Raw genomic sequence first — 21,642 nt, 5'->3', positions numbered from 1 at the left:
AACCTCGTCGGCACAGCGGCGATACCGCCATCCGATTGCCTGCTTTCTATCAACCAGTAGAAAGGCAGGCGCATGACCACGACCGAGACGCCGTCGACCGCGACGACCGCCGGCGCGAGGGCCCACGCGCGCGCCCAGGAGGGCACCGTCGTCGACGCGCAGCCCATCGTCCCGGCGACCTCCGCCCGACCGCCCGCCGGCATCGCCGTGGAGCGCCTTCGCTGGGCGGAGCGCGTGGCGGGCGGCAACTACGCGCATCGGCGCCTGGCACGCGGCACGGCCCTGCGGCTCACGGACGTCACGGGCGATGCGTGCGCGTCCGTGCTCCTCTACAACGCCGACGCGCCGTTCGAGCGGCTCAACATCGCCGATACCGTCAAGGTGCAGTGGCAGGTCTACACCGGAGCGGGTCAGCTGCTGCTCTCCGACCAGGGCCGGGTCCTGGCATCCGTGGTCGAGGACGGCTCCGGCCGGCACGACGCGATCTACGGCGCGAGCTCCCTCGCGCGCAACGCCGAGCGTTACGGCGACGGCACCGCGCACGGCCCCAGCCCCGCCGGTCGCGAGCTGTTCGCGCTCGCCGCCGCGAAGCACGGGCTCGGGCGTCGCGACATCCCGCCGTGCATCTCCTTCTTCCAGGGTGTGCGCATCGACGACGCCGGCCGCCCCGAATTCCTCGGATCCGCCGGCGCCGGCGCCTCGATCACGCTGCGCATCGAGATGCCCGCGATCGTGCTCATCGCCAACGCCGCCCACCCGCTCGACCCCCGGCCCGAGTACGTGAGCGGCCCGCTGGACATCCGGGCCTGGAGCGACCGGCCGACGCGCCCCGGCGATCCGCTCTGGGATGCCACCCCCGAGGGCCGCAGGGCCTTCCTCAACACCCAGGACCACCTCGACGCAAGGGGAATCGCATGACCGCCGCAGACGTCCGCACCGAGACCTTCGGCACCGAGCTCCGTCGCGAGCTCGTGGCCCCGCGCGGCCCGTGGTCGACGGTGCTGAGCCGGGGGCAGGTGCTCACCATCGTCGACGTCGACGGCAACCAGGCCGTCGACTTCCTCGCCTACGACGCGCACGACACGGCGAGGGCCTACAGCGCGCAGGCGACGCTGCAGGGGCAGGACTCCGTCTTCCTCGCCACCGGATCGGTGCTGCGCACCAACGAGTACGAGCCGCTGCTCACCGTGGTCGCGACCGACGTCGAGCGCCACGACACGCTGGGCGGCGCCTGTTCCAAGGAGAGCAACACGCTGCGCTACGGGTACCACACGGCCGCGCAGCACGCCTGCGCCGACAACTTCCTCGCCGAGCTCGGGCGGTACGGCATGGGCAAGCGCGACCAGGTGTCGAACGTGAACTGGTTCATGAACGTGCCCGTCGACCCCGACGGCGCGCTCGGCATCGTCGACGGCATCTCGTCGCCCGGGCTCAGCGTCAGCCTGCGCGCCGAGCGCGACGTGCTCGTCGTGGTCTCGAACTGCCCGCAGGTCAACAACCCCTGCAACGGCTTCGACCCGACCCGCGCCGAGATGATCGTCTCCACCGGGACGGACCTCTCGTGAGCGCGTTCGACACCGTCCTGATCGCCAACCGCGGGGAGATCGCCGTCCGCATCATCCGCACGGCGAGGCGGATGGGACTGCGCACCGTCGCGGTCTTCTCCGAGGCGGATCGCGGCGCGCTGCACACGGCGCTGGCCGACGAGGCCGTGCTCATCGGGCCGGCTGCGGCCGCCGAGAGCTACCTGCGCATCGACCGCATCATCGCGGCCGCCCTGGCGACGGGGGCCGGCGCGATCCACCCCGGGTACGGCTTCCTGTCGGAGAACGCCGACTTCGCGCGCGCCTGCGCGGAGGCCGGCATCGCGTTCGTCGGCCCCACGCCCGATCAGCTCGAGGTCTTCGGCGCCAAGCACACCGCCCGCCAGGCCGCCGAAGCGGCGGGCGTGCCCATGCTCCGGGGCACGGGGCTGCTGGGCTCGCTCGACGAGGCGATCGCCGCCGCCGACGTCATCGGTTACCCCGTGATGCTCAAGGCCACGGCCGGCGGCGGCGGGATCGGCATGCGAGGCTGCAGCGACGCGGCCGAGCTGGCCGCGTCATGGGACGACGTGCGCCGGCTCGCGGGCGCGAGCTTCTCGTCGTCCGACGTGTTCCTCGAACGCCTCGTCGAGGGGGCGCGCCACGTCGAGGTGCAGGTCTTCGGCGACGGCCTCGGCGAGGTCGTCGCGATCGGCGATCGTGACTGCTCGCTGCAGCGGCGCAACCAGAAGGTCGTCGAGGAATCGCCGAGCCCGGACCTGCCCGACGAGGTGCGCACCGAGATCACCGAGGCGGCCCGACGGCTCGCGGCATCCGTGGCGTACCGATCGGCCGGCACCGTGGAATTCATCTACGACCCGGTGCGGCGCGAGGCCGCGTTCCTCGAGGTCAACACACGGCTGCAGGTCGAGCACCCGGTGACCGAGGCGCGCTACGGCATCGACCTGGTCGAATGGATGCTGCGGCTCGCGCAGGGCGACGTCGACGTGGTGCGCACGCCCCTCGCGCCGACCGGCGCCGCGGTCGAGGCCCGCGTCTACGCCGAGAACCCCGACCTCGGCAACGTCCCCAGCTCCGGCACCGTCACCGGCCTCGTGCTGCCGAAGGGCGTGCGCGTCGACACGTGGCTCCGCCCCGGGACCGAGGTCTCCGCGAACTACGACCCGATGCTCGCCAAGGTCGTCGTCCACGGCTCCGACCGGGATGCCGCGTGGGCGGCGCTGCGCGACGCGCTCGACGACACGCGGATCGACGGCATCGCCACGAACCTCGGCATGCTGCGTGCGATCGCGCGGCACGGCGACGTGCTCGACGCACGGCACTCGACGAGCACGCTCGAGCACGTGCGCGACCGCTCACCGCGCGTGGAGGTGCTGAAGCCCGGCATGCTCACGACCGTGCAGGACTGGCCCGGGCGGGTGGGCTACTGGCCCGTCGGGATTCCGCCGTCGGGCCCGATGGACGCGCACTCGTTCCGGCTCGGCAACCGGGCGCTCGGCAACGCCGAGGGCGCGCCCGGTCTCGAGTGCACCATGACCGGACCGACGCTGCGGTTCCACCGCGAGACGCGCGTCGTCGTGACGGGCGCACCGGTGCCGGTCACCGTCGACGGGTCGGTCGTGCCCCAGTGGGAGCCGATCGTCGTGCCGGCCGGGTCGACGCTGGAGATCGGAACCGCCGAGCAGGGCATGCGCGCCTACCTCCTGGTCGAGGGCGGACTGGACGTGACCGCCGTCATGGGCTCGGCCGCCACATTCGACCTCGGCGAGATCGGCGGGCCGGCCGGCCGGCCGCTCCGGTCGGGCGACGTCGTGGCGATCGCCGCACCGGCGGCGCCGCAGCGCGTGCGTCCCGTCGCGGTCGAGGATCGGCCGGTGTTCACGGGCGCCTGGGAGCTCGCGGCGCTCGAGGGCCCGCACGCCGCGCCGGAGTTCTTCACGCCCGCCGACATGGCGACCTTCTACGCCGTGGACTGGGAGGTCCACTTCAACTCCGCGCGGACCGGCGTTCGGCTCGTCGGACCGAAGCCCGAGTGGGCGCGCGGCGACGGCGGCGAGGCCGGCCTGCACCCGTCGAACATCCACGACACCCCGTACGCCGTGGGCGCGGTCGACTACACGGGCGACCTGCCCATCCTGCTCGGCCCCGACGGTCCGAGCCTCGGCGGGTTCACGTGCCCCGCGACCGTCGCGAGCGGGCACCTCTGGAAGCTCGGCCAGCTCCGCCCGGGCGACACCGTGCGGTTCGTCCCGGTCACGGCCGAGCAGGCGGATGCCGCGCGGCAGGCGCCGCTCGACCCGGTCGCGCCCGGACGGGCGGCCGTGGTGGACGGCGGAATCCTCGCCACGGCTCCCGCGCGAGCCGGATCCCCCGCCGTGACGGTCCGGCGCAGCGGCGACGCGAACGTGCTCGTCGAGTTCGGCGAGCAGGCCCTGGAGCTCGCGTCCCGCATGCGCGTGCACGCCCTCATGGAGGCCGTGCAGGCCGAGGCCGACGCCGGCGAGCTCCCGGGTGTGATCGAGCTCACGCCCGGCATCCGTTCGCTCCAGGTGCACCTGGACTGCAGCCGGACGGACGTCGCGGCGATCGCCGCCGCGGTGCTCCGGGCCGAGTCCGAGCTGCCGGCGACCGGCGACATCCGCGTGCCGAGCCGAACGGTGTGGCTGCCGCTGTCCTGGGACGACCCGGCGACGCGCGAGGCGATCCGCCGCTACATGAACGGGGTCCGCGACGACGCCCCGTGGTGCCCGTGGAACATCGAGTTCATCCGCCGCATCAACGGCCTCGACCACGTGGACGACGTGTACCGCACCGTGTTCGACGCCGAGTACCTCGTGATGGGCCTCGGCGACGTCTACCTCGGCGCGCCGGTCGCGACACCGCTCGATCCTCGGCATCGCCTGGTGACCACGAAGTACAACCCGGCGCGGACCTGGACGCCGCAGAACGCGGTCGGCATCGGCGGCGCGTACCTCTGCATCTACGGCATGGAAGGACCGGGCGGGTACCAGTTCGTCGGTCGGACCGTCCAGGTCTGGTCGACGCACCGGCAGGAGGGGGCGTTCGAGCCCGAGGTGCCGTGGCTGCTGCGGTTCTTCGACCGCATCCGCTGGTACCCCGTCGAGCCCGAGGAACTGCTCGAGATGCGCGCCGACATGGCGGCCGGCCGGTTCTCGCCGCGCGTCGAGCACGGCGAGTTCGAGATGGCCGAGTACGAGGCCTTCCTCGCTGAGCACGCCGACTCCATCGCGGCGTTCCGCGCACGGCAGGCCGCGGCGTTCTCCGATGAGCGCGATGCGTGGCGGCTGGCCGGCGAGTTCGACCGGGTCGAGCCCGAGCCGACGGTCGCGCGCAGCTCCGCGATCGAGGTGCCCGACGGGTGCGAGGGGGTCGAGGCGCCGTTCGTCGCCAACGTCTTCCGCATCGAGGTCGCCGTCGGCGACATGGTCGCCGAGGGGCAGACCCTCATGGCCGTCGAGGCCATGAAGATGGAGGCCGGCGTGACCGCGCCCGTCTCCGGCCGTGTCGTGTCGATCGAGACGGAGCTCGGCGCGCAGGTGGCACCGGGCACGGTGCTCGCGGTCATCGACCCGGCATCGGCGCTCGTCGAGTCGGAGGAGGCCGCGTGACCCGCATCGACATCCCGGCCGACCCCCGTGCGCACGTCGCATCCCGGCTCGCCCGCGCGGCGGCTCGGCCGGAGGCGTGGATCGCGCTCCGACCCGAGGCCGAGCTCGCCGACGAGTTCGCTCGGACGTGCGCTCGTGCCGTGGGCGGCGACGACCTGCCGCTGGCCGGCGCGCTGGTCGCGGTGAAGGGCAACATCGACGTCGCGGGGCTCGACACCACCGCCGCCTGCCCGGCATTCGCGTACCGGCCCCGCCGCGACGCGACAGTGGTCGAGCGGCTCCGGGAGGCGGGCGCGGTGGTCCTCGGCTCGACGAACCTCGACCAGTTCGCCACCGGGCTCGTCGGCAGCCGCAGCCCCTACGGCGCCGTGCGCCATGCGACGGATGCCGCTCGTGTCTCGGGCGGCTCGAGCAGCGGCTCGGCGGTGGCGGTCGCCCTCGGCGTGGCCGACTTCGCGCTCGGGACCGACACCGCCGGCTCGGGGCGGGTGCCCGCGGCATTCCACGGCCTGTACGGCGTGAAGCCGACCAAGGGCTCGGTGCCCGCCACGGGCGTCGTGCCGGCCTGCCGCAGCCTCGACGTGGTGACCGTCATGTCCACCGACCTCGCGCTCGCGGAGCTCGCCGTCACGGTCATCTCGGGGCTCGACGAGCGCGATCCGCTGTCGCGCGTGATTCCCGATCCCATGCCGCCGCTGAGGCGCGCGCCTCGCATCGGCGTGCCCACGCCCGGGCAGCTCGGCGATCTCGCGCCGGGCTGGGCCGACGCGTTCGCCGCGACGGTCGGGCGGTACGCGGCATCCGGAGCGACGCTCGTCGACGTCGACATCCGCCCGTTCCTCGAGGTCGCGCGGATGCTCTACGAGGGCGCGTTCGTGGCCGAGCGGTATGCGGCCGTCGGCGAGTTCGTCGATGCGCACCCCGACGACGTCGATCCGACCGTCGGGGGGATCATCTCGCGGTCGCGCGACATCCCGGCATGGCGGCTGTACCAGGACTTCGAGCGGCTCGACCGGGTGCGGCGCACCGCCGACGAGACGTTCGCCGGCGTCGACGCGCTCCTCCTGCCCACGACCGTCGAGCACCCGACCCTCGAGGCCGTCGCCGCCGACCCGGTCGGGGTGAACTCGCGGCTCGGGCGGTTCACGAACTTCGCGAACCTGCTCGACCTCGCGGCGCTCGCACTGCCGGCGGGCGAGGTCGACGGGCTGCCGTTCGGGGTCCAGCTCGTCGGCCCGGCCTTCAGCGACCGGCTCCTCGGCGAGATCGCGAGGTCCGTCCGATGAGCGAGCACGGGATCCTGCTCGCGGTCGCGGGCGCGCACCTCCGCGGCCAGCCGCTGAACCACCAGTTGGCCGATCGCGGCGCGGTGCTGGTGCGGACGACCACGACGGCGGCCCGGTACCGCCTCTTCGCCCTCGCGACGCGACCGCCCAAGCCCGGCGTCGTGCGCGTCGCGGAGGACGGCGTGGCCCTCGAGGTCGAGGTGTGGCGCCTCGACGCCGCCGCGTTCGGAGGATTCGTCGCAGACCTGCCGCAGCCGATGGCGATCGGCAAGGTCGAACTCGCCGACGGCGAGCTCGTGAGCGGCTTCCTCGTCGAACCCATCGCCGTCGAGGGCGCCGCCGACATCAGCCGGTTCGGCGGATGGCGCGCCTTCCTCGCCGCGGAGCGGAGTTGAGGCCGGACCTCAGGCCGGCTGCGGCGCGGGCGCCGGCACCGGCTCCTTCGCCACGAGCGTGAGCACGTCGTACGTCGCCACGATCTCGTCGTCCTGGTTCTTCAGCACCGCATCCCAGCGCACCTCGCCGTACTCGTCGGTCTCGCGCGGTGAGATCTCCTTCGCCGTGAGCTCGACGCGGATCGAGTCGCCCGGCGACACCGGCGTGATGAAGCGCAGGTTCTCGAGGCCGTAGTTGGCGAGCACCGGTCCGGGCGCGGCATCCACGAACAGGCCCGCGGCCCACGACACGAGCAGGTAGCCGTGCGCGACGCGACCCGGGAAGAACGGGTTCGCGGCGGCGGCCTCCTCGTCCATGTGCGCGTAGAACGTGTCGCCCGTGAAGTTCGCGAACGTCTCGATGTCCTCGAGCGTCACGGTGCGCGGCGCCGACGCGACCTGGTCGCCGATGCGCAGTTCGGCGAGCGACTTGCGGAACGGGTGCGGCTCCCCCGCGGCCTGGTACGGGCGCGCTTCGGCCCCCGAGTGCCAGACGCCGGTCAGCGCCGTGAGCATCGCCGGCGAGCCCTGCACCGCCGTGCGCTGCATGTGGTGCTTCACGGCACGGATGCCGCCGAGCTCCTCGCCGCCGCCCGCGCGCCCCGGTCCGCCGTGCACGAGGTGCGGCACGGGCGAGCCGTGGCCGGTCGACGAGCGTGCGTCGTCGCGGTCGAGGAACAGCAGGCGCCCGTTCATGGGCGCGATGCCGGTGGCCAGCGCGACCGCTACCTCGGGGTCGTGCGTGGCGACGCTCGTCACGAGCGAGCCGCCGCCGCGTGCGACGAGGTCGACGGCCTCGTCGAGCGAGTCGTAGGCGATGACGGATGCCACGGGGCCGAACGCCTCGACCTCGTGCACCGCCGACGCCGTGGCATCCGTGAACTTCAGCAGCATGGGCTGCAGGAACGCCCCCTCGGTGTCGACGCCCTGGGCCGCTTCGAGTGAGCCGACGACGAGCTCGCCGCCCGCGTCCTGCAGCTTGCGCACCTGGCGCAGCACCTCGTCGCGCTGCCCGGTCGAGGCGAGCGGGCCCATGGTCGTGCCCTCGGTGCGCGGGTCGCCCACGACCACGCGCTCGGCGAGGCGCTCGCGCACCGCGTCGACGAGCGCGTCGACGGATGCCGCGGGCACGATCGCGCGGCGGATGGCCGTGCACTTCTGCCCCGCCTTCGACGTCATCTCGACGACGAGCTGCTTGACGTACGCGTCGAACTCGGGCGTCTCGGGCGTGGCATCCGTGCCCAGCACGGAGGCGTTGATCGAGTCGGTCTCGCTCGAGAACCGCACGCCGCCGGTCTGCACCGAGTCGTGCGCGCGCAGCCGCTCGGCCGTCGAGGCCGAGCCGGTGAACGCGACGAGGTCGCCGAGCTTCAGGTGATCGAACAGGTCGGGCACGCTGCCCGACACGAGCTGCAGCGAGCCGGCGGGCAGCAGCCCCGACTCGACGAGGATGCGCACGTACGCCTCGGCGAGGTAGCCGGTCGGGGTCGCGGGCTTGACCACCGTGGGCACGCCCGCGAGGAACGCCGGCGCGAACTTCTCGAGCGATCCCCACACGGGGAAGTTGAACGCGTTGATCTGCACGGCGACGCCGGGCAGGCGCGTGTAGACGTGGCGGCCGATGAACGAGCCGTCCTTCGAGAGCGGCTCGACGGGGCCGTCGACGAGCACCTTGGCGTTGGGCAGCTCGCGGCGACCCTTCGACGAGTAGGTGAAGAGCACGCCGATGCCGCCGTCGATGTCGACCCACGAGTCGCGCTGGGTGGCGCCGGTTCGGGCCGAGAGCTCGTACAGCTCGGCCTTGCGGTCGGTGAGCGCGAGCGCCATCTGCTTGAGCAGCACCGCGCGCTGGTGGAAGGTCAGCTCGCCGAGCGAGCGCTGCCCGACGGTGCGGGCGTGCTCGAGCGCGCCGCCGAGGTCGAGGCCCGCGGTCGAGACGCGCGTGACGAGCTCGCCCGTCGACGCGTCGCGCACCTCGGTCGCGGATGCCGCGGCGTCGTCGCCCGGCGTCCACCAGCCGTCGCGCACGTAGCTGGGCAGGATCTCCGTCATCGTGTCTCTCTCCTCTTCAACTCGTCACGTCGCGCGTGGCGCGGCCGGTCGCGGCACGCGCATCACTGCGCGTCCCACAGGTAGAAGCCCTCGCCGCTCTTGCGGCCGAGCCTGCCCTCCTCCACCATGCGGCGGAGCAGGGCGGGCGGGGCGAATCGGTCGCCGAGCTCGCCCGCGAGGTACTCGGCGATGCCGAGCCGCACGTCGAGCCCGACGAGATCGGTGAGCTTCAGCGGGCCCACCGGGTGCTTGTAGCCGAGCGTCATGGCCGCGTCGATGTCCTCGGCGGAGGCCACGCCCTCCTCGAGCATGCGGATGGCCTCGAGTCCGAGCGCCAGCCCGAGACGGCTCGATGCGAAGCCCGGCGCGTCGTGCACGACGATGGGCGTCTTGTCGATCGCCTGCACCCAGCCGCGCGCCTCCTCGACGAGGGCGCCGTCGGTGCCGGTCCCGCGCACGACCTCGACGAGTGCCGAGGCCGGCACCGGGTTGAAGAAGTGCAGTCCGAGGAACCGGCCCGGGCGGTCGAGCCGCTCGGCGAGCGCGTCGATCGAGATCGACGACGTGTTGGTCGCGAGCGCGGCATCCGCCTCGAGCACCGCCTCCACGCGGGTCAGCGCGTCGAGCTTGAGGTCGGGGTCCTCGGGCACGGCCTCGATGACGAGGCCGGCGCCGGCGAACCCGTCGACGGCGGTCGCGACGGCGAGCCGTCCGCCGATCGCCTCGGCGGTCTCATCGGTCGTGCCGCGCGCGACGGATGCCGCGACCGAGTCGAGCACGCGGTCGCGCGCGGCCTTGGCGGCGTCGTCGTCGCGTTCGACGACCGTCACGTTCGAGCCGGCGACGAGGAACGCGTGCGCGATGCCCGCGCCCATGCGTCCTCCGCCGAGCACGCCGACCCGCTCGGGTGCACCACCCGTGGGTCGAGCAGGCGCGCCGGTGCCGTATCGGGACTCGCTCACTTCTTCCGCCTCTCCAGGAACTCGGTCATGCGTCGGTGCTTCTCGGGGCTCTCGAACAGCACGGCCTGCGACTCGAGGTCGACCCGCGGGTGATCGGCGCGCGGGGCGCGCAGCACCCGCTTGGTCGCGATGGTCGCGTCGCGATCGTTCCGCCCGATGCGATCGGCGATCGCGTGGGCCTCGGCGAGCAGGTCGCCGGCAGGGTGCACGCCCGTGACGAGCCCGATCGAGAGCGCCTCGGCGGCGTCGACGATCCGGCCCGTGAGGAGCAGCTCGGCGGCCCGCGCCTCGCCGACGATCTCCTTCAGCCGCCAGGTCGCGCCGGCTGCGGGGATGATGCCGAGGCCGGTCTCGGGATTGCCGAACCGCGCGTCGGGCGTGGCGATGCGGATGTCGGCGGCGAACGCGAGTTCGGCACCGCCGCCGAGCGCCCAGCCGTCGACGGCCGCGATCACCGGCATGGGCAACTCGTTGATGCGCACGAACGCGTTCGCGTTGATGCCCGCGAGCGCGTCGGCGGCCCGGCGCTCGCGCAGCTGCGCGATGTCGGCGCCCGACGCGAAGACGCCGCCCGTGCCCGTGAGGATCAGCGTGCGCGGCTCCTCCTCGAGCTCGGCGCACAGCGCGTGCAGCGCGTCGACGGTCGCCTGGTCGATCGCGTTGCGCTTCTCGGGCCGGTTCAGGGTCGCGACGATTCGGTCGTCGCGCCGTTCGACGAGCAGCGGCGACGGGACCTCCGGTGATACCGCGACATCCGGCACGCTCACCGGACCCCCTCCACGATCAGCGCGGTGCCCTGCCCGACGCCGACGCACATGGTCGCGAGCCCGTAGCGCGAGCCCTCGCGCTCCATGCGGCCGAGCAGCGTGACGACGAGGCGCGTGCCCGACGAGCCGAGCGGATGGCCAAGGGCGATCGCTCCGCCGTCGGCGTTGACGAGCTCGGGGTCGAGGCCGAGCCGCCGCATGCTCGCGAGCGACTGCGTCGCGAACGCCTCGTTGAGCTCGATCGATCCGATCTCGTCGAGGTGGACCCCCGATCGCTCGAGCGCCTTCTCGGTGGCGGGCACGGGCCCCAGGCCCATGATCTCGGGCGCGAGCCCGGCGGACGCGCCGGTCACGACCCGTGCGCGCGGCGTGAGCCCGTAGCGCTCGACCGCGGACGCGCTCGCGACGATGATCGCACTGGCGCCGTCGTTGAGCGAGCTCGAGTTGCCGGCCGTCACGACCGAGCCGCCGCGCACCACGGGCCGCAGGCCCGCGAGCACCTCGAGCGAGGTGTCACGGCGCGGCCCCTCGTCGACGAGCACCTCGCCCTTCGCGGTCGGCACGCCGACGATCTCGGCCTCGAACCGGCCCGCGTCGATCGCGGCAGCGGCGCGCTGCTGGCTGCGGAGGGCGAACGCGTCGGCGTCCTCCCGCGTGATGCCGTCGACGCGAGCGACCTCCTCGGCGGTCTCGGGCATCGAGTAGGTGGCCTTCTCGCGCGCGAGCAGCTCGGGGTTCGGGAAGCGCCAGCCGATCGAGGTGTCGTACGTGTCGCCGGGCTTGGCCCACGGCTTCTCGGGCTTGGCCTGCACCCAGGGGGCGCGCGTCATCGACTCGACGCCGCCCGCGATGATCAGGTCGGCGTCGCCCGCGCGGATCGCCTGCGATGCCATGATGATCGCCGACATCCCCGACGCGCACAGCCGGTTCACGGTGATGCCGGGCACCGAGTCGGGCAGTCCGGCCAGCAGCACCGACATGCGGGCGACGTTGCGGTTGTCCTCGCCTGCCTGGTTCGCCGCGCCGAGGATCACCTCGTCGACGGCGCCCGCCTCGATGGCCTCCTCGTCGACGCCGGCGCGCCGGATCAGCTCGCCCACGACGAGGCTCGCGAGATCGTCGGGCCGCACGCTCGAGAGCGCGCCGCCGTACCGTCCCACGGGGGTCCGCACTCCGCCGACGAGGTAGGCCTCGGCCATGGTCACTCCTGACTGCGTCGTCTGGAACCTCGCCCGCAGCGTTGGCGGGTCGCGGCATCCGGGGTCTCTGTCGTCGATTTCAAAACCGACCGTTCAGTCAGTAAGTATGCCGAACGGATGACGCATCCGCCAGTCGGGCGCCGCTCGACGGATTCGGCGGAGCCGTCAACCTTCGGTGTCCGCGGTCGGCTCCGGCGTCTCCGACGGTGAAGACTCCGGCTCAGCGGGGACCGTTTCGGCGGCCGGGCCGAACAGGGCCCACTCGCCGTCGGTGCACTCGTAGAACTCGATCGTCTCGGTGTCGATGTACACGTCACCGTCGGTCGTGCAGCGGTCCTGCTCGGGGGCGCCGACGCCGAGGGTGACCTGGGTGCCGGGGGCACCCTGCTCGCCCTGTGCGCCCTGCTCGCCCTGTGCGCCCTGCTCCCCCTGCTCGCCTTGCGCGCCCTGCTCCCCCTGCGGCCCGGTCTCGCCCGTCAGGTTCTCCGCGGCCGACTCCCGGATGTTCCCCACGAGCACCCAGTCGTCCTGGAACAGGTAGACATCGGCCGTGGTGATATCGATGTAGACATCGCCTTCGTAGCCCTTTCCGGATTCCGGCACGCCGGTTCCCGCCCTCACGGCGGAGCCCGCGGGAAGGATGTCCTCGAGCGCCTCCTCGTAATCCACGGACGCGGCAGTCTCGGTGGGCACCGGAGTCGCCACGGGCTCCGTCGATCCCGAGCGCGCGAGCCATCCCCCGAGGAATGCCGCGACGAACGAGAGGACCACGATGGCGACGCCGAACCCGATGAGCCACCCGCGGCTGACCGGCGCGGCCGGAGGCGTTCCGCTCATCCCTGCGTCGTCCGGCCCGGTCGGCCCCGTGTCGTCCGGTCGTCCCCCGGCCGGCGGCTGCACACTGCTCATGCCTCGTCCCCTTTGTCGGTGCCCCGCCGCCCTGAATGGTCGCGTCGATGCGTCGCGAGGATGGTACGACCTCGTACCCCCACCGGGCATGCGTCTTTGGTCCCGCGGACTTCGATGACGACGAAGGGTCCCGACCGGTGGTCGGGACCCTTCGTAGGTGAGGCGGGCGGATGCCGCGGGGCGACGTGCTACGCGACGAGCTCGCCGTCGGACTCGCGCGCCGCGACATCCGCCGACGTCTCGCCCGGCACCTCGACCGGCCCGAGGTCGGCGAGGAGCTCGTCGCCGAGGCGCACATCCTCGAAGTCGACCTCGATCTCGGCGCGGCCGAGCAGCTCCGCGAGGCGGCGCTGCCGGTTGCGCGGGATCAGCGTGACGACGCGACCCGCGCGACCCGCGCGGCCCGTGCGGCCCGAACGGTGCAGGTACGTCTTGTACTCGTCGGGCGCATCGGCCTGGATCACCAGGTCGATGTCGTCGACGTGGATGCCGCGGGCCGCGACATCCGTCGCGACGAGCACGTCGACCCGGCCGCTCGTGAGCTGCTGCAGGTTGCGCGTGCGGCGGGCCTGGTTCAGGTCGCCGTGCAGGGCGACCGCCAGGATGCCGGCGTCGGCGAGGTGGTCCGTGAGGTCCTCGGCGAATGCGCGCGTGCGCGAGAAGACGAGGGTCTTGCCCTCGCGGTCGGCGAGCTGCGCGACGATGTCGCGCTTGTCGCGGTTGTCGATGACGAACACGCGGTGCTCGATCGTGCCCGACGCCTGGTCTTCGCCCGCGACCTCGTGCACGGCCGGGTCGACGAGGAACTCGTCGACGAGCGTGGCCACGCCCGAGTCGAGCGTCGCCGAGAACAGCAGCTTCTGGCCGCCCTCGGCCGTGCGGCGCAGGATCCGCTGCACCGGCTCGAGGAACCCGAGGTCGCACATGTGGTCGGCCTCGTCGAGGATCGTGATCGCGATCTCGCTGAGGTCGAGGCGGCCCTGCTCGATGAGGTCCTCGACGCGACCCGGCGTGCCGATCACGATGTCGACGCCGCGCTGGAGCGCGCCGACCTGGCGGCCCTGCGGGACGCCGCCGTAGATCTGCGTCGTGAAGAGGCCGACGCTCTGCGCGATCGGCTGCACCGTTCGGTCGATCTGCAGGGCGAGCTCGCGAGTCGGCGCGAGGATCAGCGCACGCGGGTTGCGGCCCATCTGGCGCTTGCCGCCCGACTTGCCGGACTCGGCCCACAGCTTCATGAGCCGCTCGACGGTGGGCGCACCGAACGCGATGGTCTTGCCCGAGCCGGTGCGGCCGCGGCCGAGCACGTCGCGACCCTCGAGCACGACCGGGATGGTCGCTGCCTGGATCGGGAACGGCGACTCGGCGCCGAGCTCCTTCAGCGCACGGACGATGTTGCCGCCGAGGCCGAGGTCGGCGAAGCCGATGCCGTCGACCTCCTCGGCCTGGATGGCGTCGGCCTCGAGGCGCTCGAGCACGACGTCGTCGGCCGGCTGGAAGCGCTCGCGGCGCTCGTCCTGCGGGGAGAAGGAGGACGGGCGGCGCTCGGAGTCGCGGAAACCCGGTCGGTCGAACTCGCGGTCGCGGCGGGGGGCGCGGTCGTCGCGATCGAAGCGGCGCGGGGCACGGTCATCACGGTCGAACGAACGCGCGGGGCGGTCGTCGCGGTCGAACCGGCGGGGGGCGCGGTCGTCGCGGTCTCGGTATGCGCCGCTGCGCGGTGCTCCTCGACCACCGGTGGGACGGTCGTCGCGGGCGAACCGGCGCGGGGCGCGGTCATCACGGTCGAAACGACGCGGGGCGCGGTCATCACGGTCGTGGGAACGCGCGGGGCGCTCGTCGCGGTCGAACCGGCGGGGGGCGCGGTCGTCGCGGTCTCGGTACGCGCCGCTGCGCGGTGCCGCTCGACCACCGCTGGGGCGGTCGTCACGGTCGTACGACCGCGCGGGGCGCTCGTCGCGACCCGGGCGCTCCGAGCGGTGCGGGGTACGGCCCGACGCGACCCGCTCCTCGCGCGACCAGCGCGGTGCCCGGTCGCCGGCCGGCTCCTCGGGACGGTAGCCGCGGTGGCCCGGGCTTCGCGAGCCGGGCTTGTTCTTCGCGCCCGAGGCGTACGACGGGTCGAAGTTGCGGGCGGGGCGACCGCCGGCGGGCTTCTTGTTCTTCGGCATGGCTGCTTTCCGGGTTGTATTCGTGTACATGGCAGCGGCCGCGCGAACGCGCGGCGCAACTGGGAACCCGGGTGCTTCCTCGACCGGGGCCGTTCACATACGGTGACTTCCCGCGCGCGAACCGCACGCGGAACCGGCCCTCAGGACTCACAAACCCATCCGCGCACGGCGCGGTGTCCAGAACCGACCTCACGATGGTACCGGACACCCTCCTGTGAATCCGCCCGGCGCGGCATCCGCTCGATCGGAACGTAACGACCCGGTAATCCGGCTCGCGTACGCTCTCGTCGTGACCACACCGCCGTCGATCTCCGTCGAGTCGCCTCGCGCGCCCGGAATCGAGCCGCTGCTCGACGCCGGCAGCGCCCACGCGCGCTCGCTGTACCCGGGCGACGAGCCGGCCGACATGGCGCAGCTCGAGGCGCCGGGCACGCTCGTCTACGTCGCGCGCGCCGCCGACGGCACGGCGCTCGGCGTGGCGGCGATCGTCGAGGGCGACGACGTCGGCGAGGGCCGCGGCGAGCTCAAGCGCATGTTCGTCGACGCCGGCGCGCGGGGGGCGGGCGTCGCGAGCGCGCTGATCGAGCGAATCGAGACCGACGCCGCGGCGCGCGGGCTGCGCGAGATCGTGCTCGAGGCCGGGCGCCTGCAGCACCCGGCGCTCGCGCTGTACGCCAAGCACGGGTACCACCGCGTCGAGCGGTTCGGCCGCGACGTCGGCGAGCCCTCGAGCGTGTGCATGGCGAAGTCGCTCGTCGGCTTCACCGGCGACGCCCTCGGCGAGCGCCCGCTCGCGGTCGGCGAGTGAGCGGGCCCGCGCCGCGCTGAGCGACGCCGACCTGTACGGAACGGTCCCCGACGCGGCATCCTCGGAGCAGCGGATCGTCTCGGAGGGTGGCACATGCTCGCATTCATCTCGGCCGTCGCGTTCGGGATCACCATCGGCGGCGCGATCGGCGCCATCGCGACGGGCGACCCGCGCTACACCGTCCTGTGGAGCATCTCGCTGACCGTCGCGGTCCTCGCGGGCACGTTCGCCGCACTCGGGGCGGCCGGGCTGTTCGGCCGCGGCCGGTCCGGTGAGCCGACCGCCCCACCGACGGGCGAGCTCGCGCTCGCCCGCGTGGAGCGCATCAGCCGCACCGGCCTGACCGTGAACGACCAGCCGCAGGTCGAGATCACGCTCACGGTCGCGCCGCGGTTCCGGGCCGCGTACACGACCGTGCACCGGCAGGTCGTCGACATCGTCACGCTGCCCCAGGTGCAGCCGGGCTCGATCATCGTGGTGCGCCGGCCGGATGACGCGAAGGCGAACGTGGTGCTCGAGCCGGCCCCACCCGAGGACTGGGCCCGCGCGCGCGACGCCGAGCGGTTGCGCACGGGCAGCGATCGCACGGTGCCCCTGGCCTCGCAGGCGCCCGCGTGGGCGTCGGAACCGCAGACCCTGCTCGGCGGTCCCCGGCGGCCGCGGCGGCCCTGGCGCACCGTGCTGCTGGCGGGGGTCACCGTCGCGACCGCCGCGATCGTGCTGATCCCCGCCTACGACACGATCGGACGGACCGTGCGGGCGTTCGCGTCGGGCGACCCCGATTCGGCCGGCGTCGTCCTGGGCGACCGGCACCAGGAGATCGTCGACGCACTCGCGGCCGAGACCGGCGGCACGCAGTTCATCCGGATCGGCTTCTACGACGGCTACGCGCTCGCGGCGGCACCGAGCGCCCCGGGCGCGCTGACGATCGACAGCTACCAGTACCGGTACGACCGGACCGAGCACCAGGGGCCCGAGCTCATCCAGCCCGACGACCCGGCCGCCGCGCTGTTCGACGCGGGCGACGTCGACTGGTCGGCCATCCCCGAGCACATCGCCACGGCGAAGGAGCACTCCGGCATCGCCGATCCCACGTCGGTCATCGTCTCGGTGTCGCGGGCGCTCGTCGTCGACGCGGCCGGCGCCCGCCCGGTGCGGGTGCTCGTCTCGCTGGATTCGGCCTACGAGGACGCGTCGGTGCAGATCGACGCCGCGACGGGGGAGGTCGTCGGCTGACACTCGCAGAGCACCGGCGCCGCGACACCGCTCCGGATGGTTGCAGCGAGCCGATCCTGGGATAGCATCGCCACACCCCCAGACCCGGAGCCCCCGTGACCCCCACCCGACTCTCCGGCGGTCACGGAGGCCGGCGCCGCCGGTCCCTCCGGGTCGCCCTCGCCGTCTCCGCGGCGCTCGCCATCGCGGCCGCCGTCTCGGCGTTCCACCAGCCGCTGCGCGAGATCGACCCGACCGCCGCGCAGGCGTCGAGCGAAGTCGCGGGCACCGAGGTCATCGGCATCCGCACGTTCGCGCCCCCCGCGGGGCTCCGCGTCGACGGCGACCTCGAGTACGGCGTGGCCGACGACGGCACGCTGCTCACGCTCGACGTGTGCCGCCCGGCGGCCGACGACGCGCTCGGCGACGCGATGCCGACCGTCGTATCGGTCCACGGCGGCAGCTGGGCCCGCGGCGACAAGGCCAACGCCGACTGGCGGAAGGTGTGCCTGTGGCTGGCGAGCGAGGGCTTCGTCGCGGCATCCGTCAACTACCGCCTCGTGCCCGAGGCGCGCTTCCCGGCGCAGATCGACGACGTGGGGGCGGCCGTCGCCTGGCTGCGCGAGCCCGAGCAGGTCGACCGGTTCGGCATCGACCCGGCGCGGATCGCGGCGCTCGGCGGTTCGGCGGGCGGGCACCTCGCGGCGCTGCTCGGCACGCTCGGCGACGGCCCGCTCGACGAAGGCTCCCGCGTGGCCGCCGTCGTCGAGTTCTCGGGGCCGGTCGGACTCGGCGAGGCCGAGCTCGCCGCCGACGGGGCATCCGACTGGCTGCGCGGCATCGTCGGCGAGTTCCTGAAGTGCGAACCCGGGGCGACCGACCTCGACTGCCCGCAGGCCATCGACGCGTCCGCGACGGCGCACGTCGACCCGAGCGATCCGCCGTTCTTCATCGGGCACGCGGCCGCCGAGGTCGTGCCCGTCGCGCAGTCCGAACGGCTGGCCGAGACGCTCGGCGCCTCCGCGGTGCCCGTCGAGTTGGTCGTGGTCCCGGGCGACGCGCACTCGATCGGCATCCTCGATGCGCCCCTGCGCGAGCGGGTCGCCGGGTTCCTGCACGCGCGGCTCGGCTGACGCAATCCCCTGCGCGGTGGGCGACGCCTGCCTAGGCTCGGCGCATGGGGGAATCGACGGATGGCACGACGGATGGCGCTGCGCGACCGCAGCCCGAATGGCGGGTCGTGGTCACGCGCGCGGTGCACGAGTTCCGCATCCACCAGTGCTGGGACATGGCCGCCGCGCTCACCTACCACGCGGTGCTCTCGGTGTGCCCGGCCCTGCTGGCCGCGACCGCGTTCATCGGCCTGTTCGGCAGCGCCGAGCCGGTGGCCAAGGGTGCGCTGGCCGTGGTGCGCGACCTCGGCGGCGACGACACGGTCGCGGCGCTGATCGAGCCGGTCGACCAGCTGCTCGGCGCGTCGCAGGCGGGTCTCGCGCTGGTCACGGGCCTGCTCATCACCCTCTGGACGGTGTCGGGGTACCTCGGCACGTTCGGTCGCGGCATGAACCGGATCCTCGGGGTCCCCGAGGGCAGGCCGTTCTGGAAGTCGCGCCCGGCGATGCTCGCCGCGGCGGGCGTGATCGTGGTGCTCGGCTCGCTGGTGATCGGCGGGCTCGTCGTGAGCGGCGCGGTCGCGACATCCGTCGGCCGTTCGCTCGGCCTCGACGACGACCTGACGCTCGCCTGGGACCTGGGCAAGCTGCCGGTGCTCGCGGTGCTGGCCGCCCTGATCATCGCGATCCTCTACTGGGCGACCCCGAACGTCCGGCGCCCGAGCCTGCGCTGGCTCTCGGTCGGGGCGGCGGTCGCGCTGGTCGCGTGGATGCTGACGACCGCGGCGTTCGCGGTGTACGTATGGAACTTCGCGAGCTACGACCGCACGTACGGCGTGCTCGGCGGCGTCGTGGCGTTCCTGCTGTGGCTGTGGCTGTCGAACCTCGCCGTGCTGGCCGGCGCGGTGCTCGACACCGAGGTGGAGCGGGCGCGCCAGCTGCGCGCTGGCGTCGCCGCACAGGAGCAGCTCCGGCTCGACCTGCGCGACGACCGGCTGGTGCGGCTGAACCGCGAGCAGCGCGAGTCCGACGTGCGAGCTTCCGCCGCGATGCTCTCGCGTGCCGGGGCGGATGGCGCCGCGTGAGGCGCCGTCGGCTGCGCGCCGACGCAACGTGCGCGCAACGTGCCCGCATCAGGCATGCGCTTCGATGGACGCATGGGCAGTGAACCGATCACCGTGTCGATCCGCCGCGAGGTCGACCCCGACCGGATCGCGGAGGCCACCGTGTGGGTGCAGACGGGCGTGAACCTCGCCAACCGCTACCCGGGCTTCCTCGGCTCGGGGTGGGTGCGAGCCGGCGAGGACTCCGACGTATGGCACATGCTGTACCGGTTCGCGAACGAGGACACGCTCGAGGCGTGGGAGCGCTCGCCCGAGCGCGCGTGGTGGCTCGAGATGGGCCGCGGGTTCGTCCGGACCGAGCGCGCACGGCGCCGCACCGGCATCGAGGGCTGGTTCGACGAGCCGGCCACGGGCTCCGTGCCGGCGGTGGCGGATGGCGCGGGCGCCCCGGCGCCCCTGCCGCCCGCGCCGCCGCGATGGAAGCAGGCGGTGAGCATCTGGCTCGGCTTCTTCCCGGTGAACCTCGCGTTCGCGCTGCTCATGGCGCTCGTGCCGGGGTGGGAGGACGTGCCGCTCGCGCTGCGGGTGCTCGTCACGACGCTGGTGCTGACGCCGATCATGACGTACTGGGTGCTGCCCTGGGTCACGCGCGCGCTGCGCGGATGGCTGGTGCCGGCCTCGTGACCGACCGCGCGCCGGCCGACGATCGCCTGCTGCCCCCCGGCCGCCAGCTCGCGATCACGTGGTCGATCCCCGACGGCTTCGGCGGCATGACCGCGGCGATGCTGCGCCGGTCGCGCAGCTTCGCCCGGCTCGCGGGCGCGGAGGTCGACGTGCTCGCCTTCGACGGGCGGCCGGACTATCCGGCCGTGCGCGCGCGGCTCACGGAGCTCGGCGAGCTCGGCGACGGCGTGCGCCTGCGCAACCTCTACGAGCGCCTGCGCACCGAGGCGGTGCTCCCCGGCGAGGTCGGCATCGAGCCGGATGTCGCCGGGCTCGACGATGCCGGCCGGGCGGGCCGCCGGCAGACCGGGGCCGACGGTGCCGCGCGGCTCGAGTTCGGCTCGCCCGGCGACGGCGTTCGCATCGCGCACCTGCGGGCCGACGGCTCGCTCGCGGTGCTCGACGAGCGCGACCGCGCCGACCGGCCGCGGCGGCTGCTCACCGCCTTCGACGCCGATGGTCGCCCCGTGCGGCAGTGGCAGTCGGCACGCGACTGCTATGCCGACTGGATCGCCGAGATCATCGGCGACGACGACGGGGTCGCGATCGTCGACAGCAAGACGGCCGCGTCCTTCATGGCGCACGTGCGCCTGCCTCGACTGGCCACCGTCCACGTCGTGCACAACTCGCACCTCGCCGCGCCCGGCAGCCCGGTCGGCCTGCTGCGCGAGACGCGACGCGACGTGCTCTCGCATCCGGAGCGGTTCGACGCGATCGTGTTCCTGACGGAGCGCCAACGGGCGGACGCCGCCGCGCTCCTGGGCGATCCCGTGAACTTCGCCGTGGTGCCCAACCCGGCCGCGCTGCCGGACGCACGCCCGACCGACCCCGCCGCCGACGACGCGGCACGCGATCCGGCCTCAGCGGCGGTCGTCGCGGGGCTCACCGCCCGGAAACGGGTGGACCATGCGATCCGCGCCGTCGCGCTCGCGCGGGACCGCGGCGCCGAGGCGCGGCTCCGCGTGGTCGGCGACGGACCGCTGGCCGAGCGGCTGCGTGAGGTCGCCCGCGAGGAGGACGTGGCCCGGTCGGTGGAGTTCACCGGGCACCGCCCGGACGGCGCGGCCGCATTCGCCGAGGCGTCCGTCGCGCTGCTCACGAGCACGTCGGAGGGCGCCCCGCTGGTCCTGCTCGAGGCGATGGGTCGCGGTTGCATCCCGATCGCGTACGACATCGAGTACGGACCGGCCGACGTGATCGAGGACGGCGTGAACGGGTTCCTCGTGCCGGCCGGCGCGGTCTGGAAGATGGCCGGCATCATCGCCCGCGTGGCGCGGATGGCACCGGCCGAACGCGTCGCGCTCCGCGAAGCGGCGCGCGACACCGCCGCCCGATTCGACGAGGCGAGCATCGTGGGGCGGTGGGGCGAGGTGCAACGCGAGGCCGTCGCGCGGCATCGCGTCGCGTCGGACCGGCTGCCGGCCGACCTCGAGCGCCTTCGGGTCCGTCGGCCCCGCCGGCGCCTCGGGGTGCGGCTGCGGCTGGGCGGCGTTCGCGACGGCGCACGCGTGACGCTGGATCTCCGGCGCCGGAGGACGGGCGCGGTCGTGCGTCGCTCGGCCGTCCTCGCGGGCGGGCGGGCGCGCTTCCGGCTGTCGCGCGCCGAGACCGAGCTGTTGGGGAACGGCGCGATCCGGCTCGCCGTGCTCGTCGAAGCGGACGGCGCGCGAACCACGCTCGAGATCGGCCCCGTCCGACCCGACACCCGTTCGCTCGTCCGCCGGATGGCCGGGCGCGTGCCTCGCCGCCCGGGGTGAGCCGGGCCGG

17 protein-coding genes are annotated in these 21,642 nt (G+C 73.7%); 11 read left to right on the top strand and 6 right to left on the bottom strand.

Going from position 1 to position 21,642, the window contains the following annotated elements; all coding sequences use genetic code 11:
- The first annotated feature begins 72 nt into the window (after window positions 1-72).
- Genes ACZ4TW_RS04420 through ACZ4TW_RS04400 form a run of 5 tightly spaced genes read left to right on the top strand, consistent with a single transcriptional unit; the run spans window position 73 to window position 6,854 of the window.
- Window positions 73-918, top strand: a complete 846-nt coding sequence (locus ACZ4TW_RS04420; RefSeq protein ID WP_465540560.1) for an urea amidolyase associated protein UAAP1 — start codon at window positions 73-75, stop codon at window positions 916-918.
- A complete protein-coding gene (locus ACZ4TW_RS04415; protein WP_465540559.1) occupies window positions 915-1,565 on the top strand; it encodes an urea amidolyase associated protein UAAP2 in 651 nt (216 codons plus the stop codon). The genes ACZ4TW_RS04420 and ACZ4TW_RS04415 overlap by 4 nt, the downstream gene beginning before the upstream one ends.
- On the top strand, window positions 1,562-5,173 hold the full coding sequence (gene uca / locus ACZ4TW_RS04410) for an urea carboxylase (RefSeq protein ID WP_465540558.1): 3,612 nt from the start codon (window positions 1,562-1,564) through the stop codon (window positions 5,171-5,173). Before ACZ4TW_RS04415 ends, uca begins: the two co-directional genes overlap by 4 nt.
- Entirely contained in the window at window positions 5,170-6,459 is a 1,290-nt protein-coding gene (gene atzF / locus ACZ4TW_RS04405; protein ID WP_465540555.1) for an allophanate hydrolase, read from the top strand. Before uca ends, atzF begins: the two co-directional genes overlap by 4 nt.
- Window positions 6,456-6,854, top strand: coding sequence for an allophanate hydrolase-related protein (locus ACZ4TW_RS04400; RefSeq protein ID WP_465540553.1), 399 nt, complete (start codon window positions 6,456-6,458; stop codon window positions 6,852-6,854). Before atzF ends, ACZ4TW_RS04400 begins: the two co-directional genes overlap by 4 nt.
- 9 nt (window positions 6,855-6,863) lie before the next feature.
- Here the strand turns inward: ACZ4TW_RS04400 and paaZ are convergent, their stop codons facing one another.
- The 6 genes from paaZ to ACZ4TW_RS04370 all read right to left on the bottom strand — a co-directional run bounded on the left by paaZ (window position 6,864) and on the right by ACZ4TW_RS04370 (window position 14,953).
- Window positions 6,864-8,945 (bottom strand): phenylacetic acid degradation bifunctional protein PaaZ, encoded by a 2,082-nt coding sequence (paaZ, locus tag ACZ4TW_RS04395; protein ID WP_465540551.1) that lies wholly within the window; start codon window positions 8,943-8,945, stop codon window positions 6,864-6,866.
- A 62-nt stretch (window positions 8,946-9,007) separates the two neighbouring features.
- Window positions 9,008-9,820, bottom strand: a complete 813-nt coding sequence (locus tag ACZ4TW_RS04390) for a 3-hydroxyacyl-CoA dehydrogenase family protein (RefSeq protein WP_465540898.1) — start codon at window positions 9,818-9,820, stop codon at window positions 9,008-9,010.
- A gap of 83 nt (window positions 9,821-9,903) precedes the next feature.
- Window positions 9,904-10,674, bottom strand: coding sequence for an enoyl-CoA hydratase/isomerase family protein (locus ACZ4TW_RS04385; RefSeq protein WP_465540550.1), 771 nt, complete (start codon window positions 10,672-10,674; stop codon window positions 9,904-9,906).
- The gene (locus ACZ4TW_RS04380; RefSeq protein WP_465540548.1) at window positions 10,671-11,873 is read right to left on the bottom strand and encodes an acetyl-CoA C-acyltransferase; all 1,203 of its coding nucleotides are present in this window, start codon (window positions 11,871-11,873) and stop codon (window positions 10,671-10,673) included. The genes ACZ4TW_RS04385 and ACZ4TW_RS04380 overlap by 4 nt, the downstream gene beginning before the upstream one ends.
- Window positions 11,874-12,038: 165 nt before the next feature.
- On the bottom strand, window positions 12,039-12,782 hold the full coding sequence (locus ACZ4TW_RS04375; protein ID WP_465540546.1) for a hypothetical protein: 744 nt from the start codon (window positions 12,780-12,782) through the stop codon (window positions 12,039-12,041).
- Window positions 12,783-12,970: 188 nt separating this feature from the next.
- Window positions 12,971-14,953 carry a DEAD/DEAH box helicase gene (locus tag ACZ4TW_RS04370; RefSeq protein ID WP_465540545.1) on the bottom strand — a complete coding sequence of 661 codons (1,983 nt, stop codon included), beginning with the start codon at window positions 14,951-14,953 and terminating at the stop codon, window positions 12,971-12,973.
- 289 nt (window positions 14,954-15,242) lie between these two features.
- On the opposite strand from ACZ4TW_RS04370, the gene ACZ4TW_RS04365 reads away from it, so the two are divergent.
- The 6 genes from ACZ4TW_RS04365 to ACZ4TW_RS04340 all read left to right on the top strand — a co-directional run bounded on the left by ACZ4TW_RS04365 (window position 15,243) and on the right by ACZ4TW_RS04340 (window position 21,632).
- Window positions 15,243-15,761 (top strand): GNAT family N-acetyltransferase, encoded by a 519-nt coding sequence (locus ACZ4TW_RS04365; RefSeq protein ID WP_465540543.1) that lies wholly within the window; start codon window positions 15,243-15,245, stop codon window positions 15,759-15,761.
- Window positions 15,762-15,854: 93 nt separating this feature from the next.
- Window positions 15,855-16,997 (top strand): hypothetical protein, encoded by a 1,143-nt coding sequence (locus ACZ4TW_RS04360; protein ID WP_465540541.1) that lies wholly within the window; start codon window positions 15,855-15,857, stop codon window positions 16,995-16,997.
- A gap of 95 nt (window positions 16,998-17,092) precedes the next feature.
- A complete protein-coding gene (locus ACZ4TW_RS04355; RefSeq protein WP_465540539.1) occupies window positions 17,093-18,109 on the top strand; it encodes an alpha/beta hydrolase fold domain-containing protein in 1,017 nt (338 codons plus the stop codon).
- Window positions 18,110-18,153: 44 nt separating this feature from the next.
- Complete coding sequence (locus tag ACZ4TW_RS04350; RefSeq protein ID WP_465540537.1) at window positions 18,154-19,173, top strand: YihY/virulence factor BrkB family protein; 1,020 nt, start codon at window positions 18,154-18,156, stop codon at window positions 19,171-19,173.
- 72 nt (window positions 19,174-19,245) lie between these two features.
- On the top strand, window positions 19,246-19,836 hold the full coding sequence (locus ACZ4TW_RS04345; RefSeq protein ID WP_465540535.1) for an antibiotic biosynthesis monooxygenase: 591 nt from the start codon (window positions 19,246-19,248) through the stop codon (window positions 19,834-19,836).
- Window positions 19,815-21,632, top strand: coding sequence for a glycosyltransferase (locus tag ACZ4TW_RS04340; protein WP_465540532.1), 1,818 nt, complete (start codon window positions 19,815-19,817; stop codon window positions 21,630-21,632). The genes ACZ4TW_RS04345 and ACZ4TW_RS04340 overlap by 22 nt, the downstream gene beginning before the upstream one ends.
- Window positions 21,633-21,642: the final 10 nt, after the last annotated feature.

Source organism: Agromyces sp. NPDC029043 (assembly GCF_055564615.1).
The sequence above is the reverse complement of the archived record's forward strand: the minus strand, read 5'-3'. Positions and strand labels throughout refer to the sequence as shown.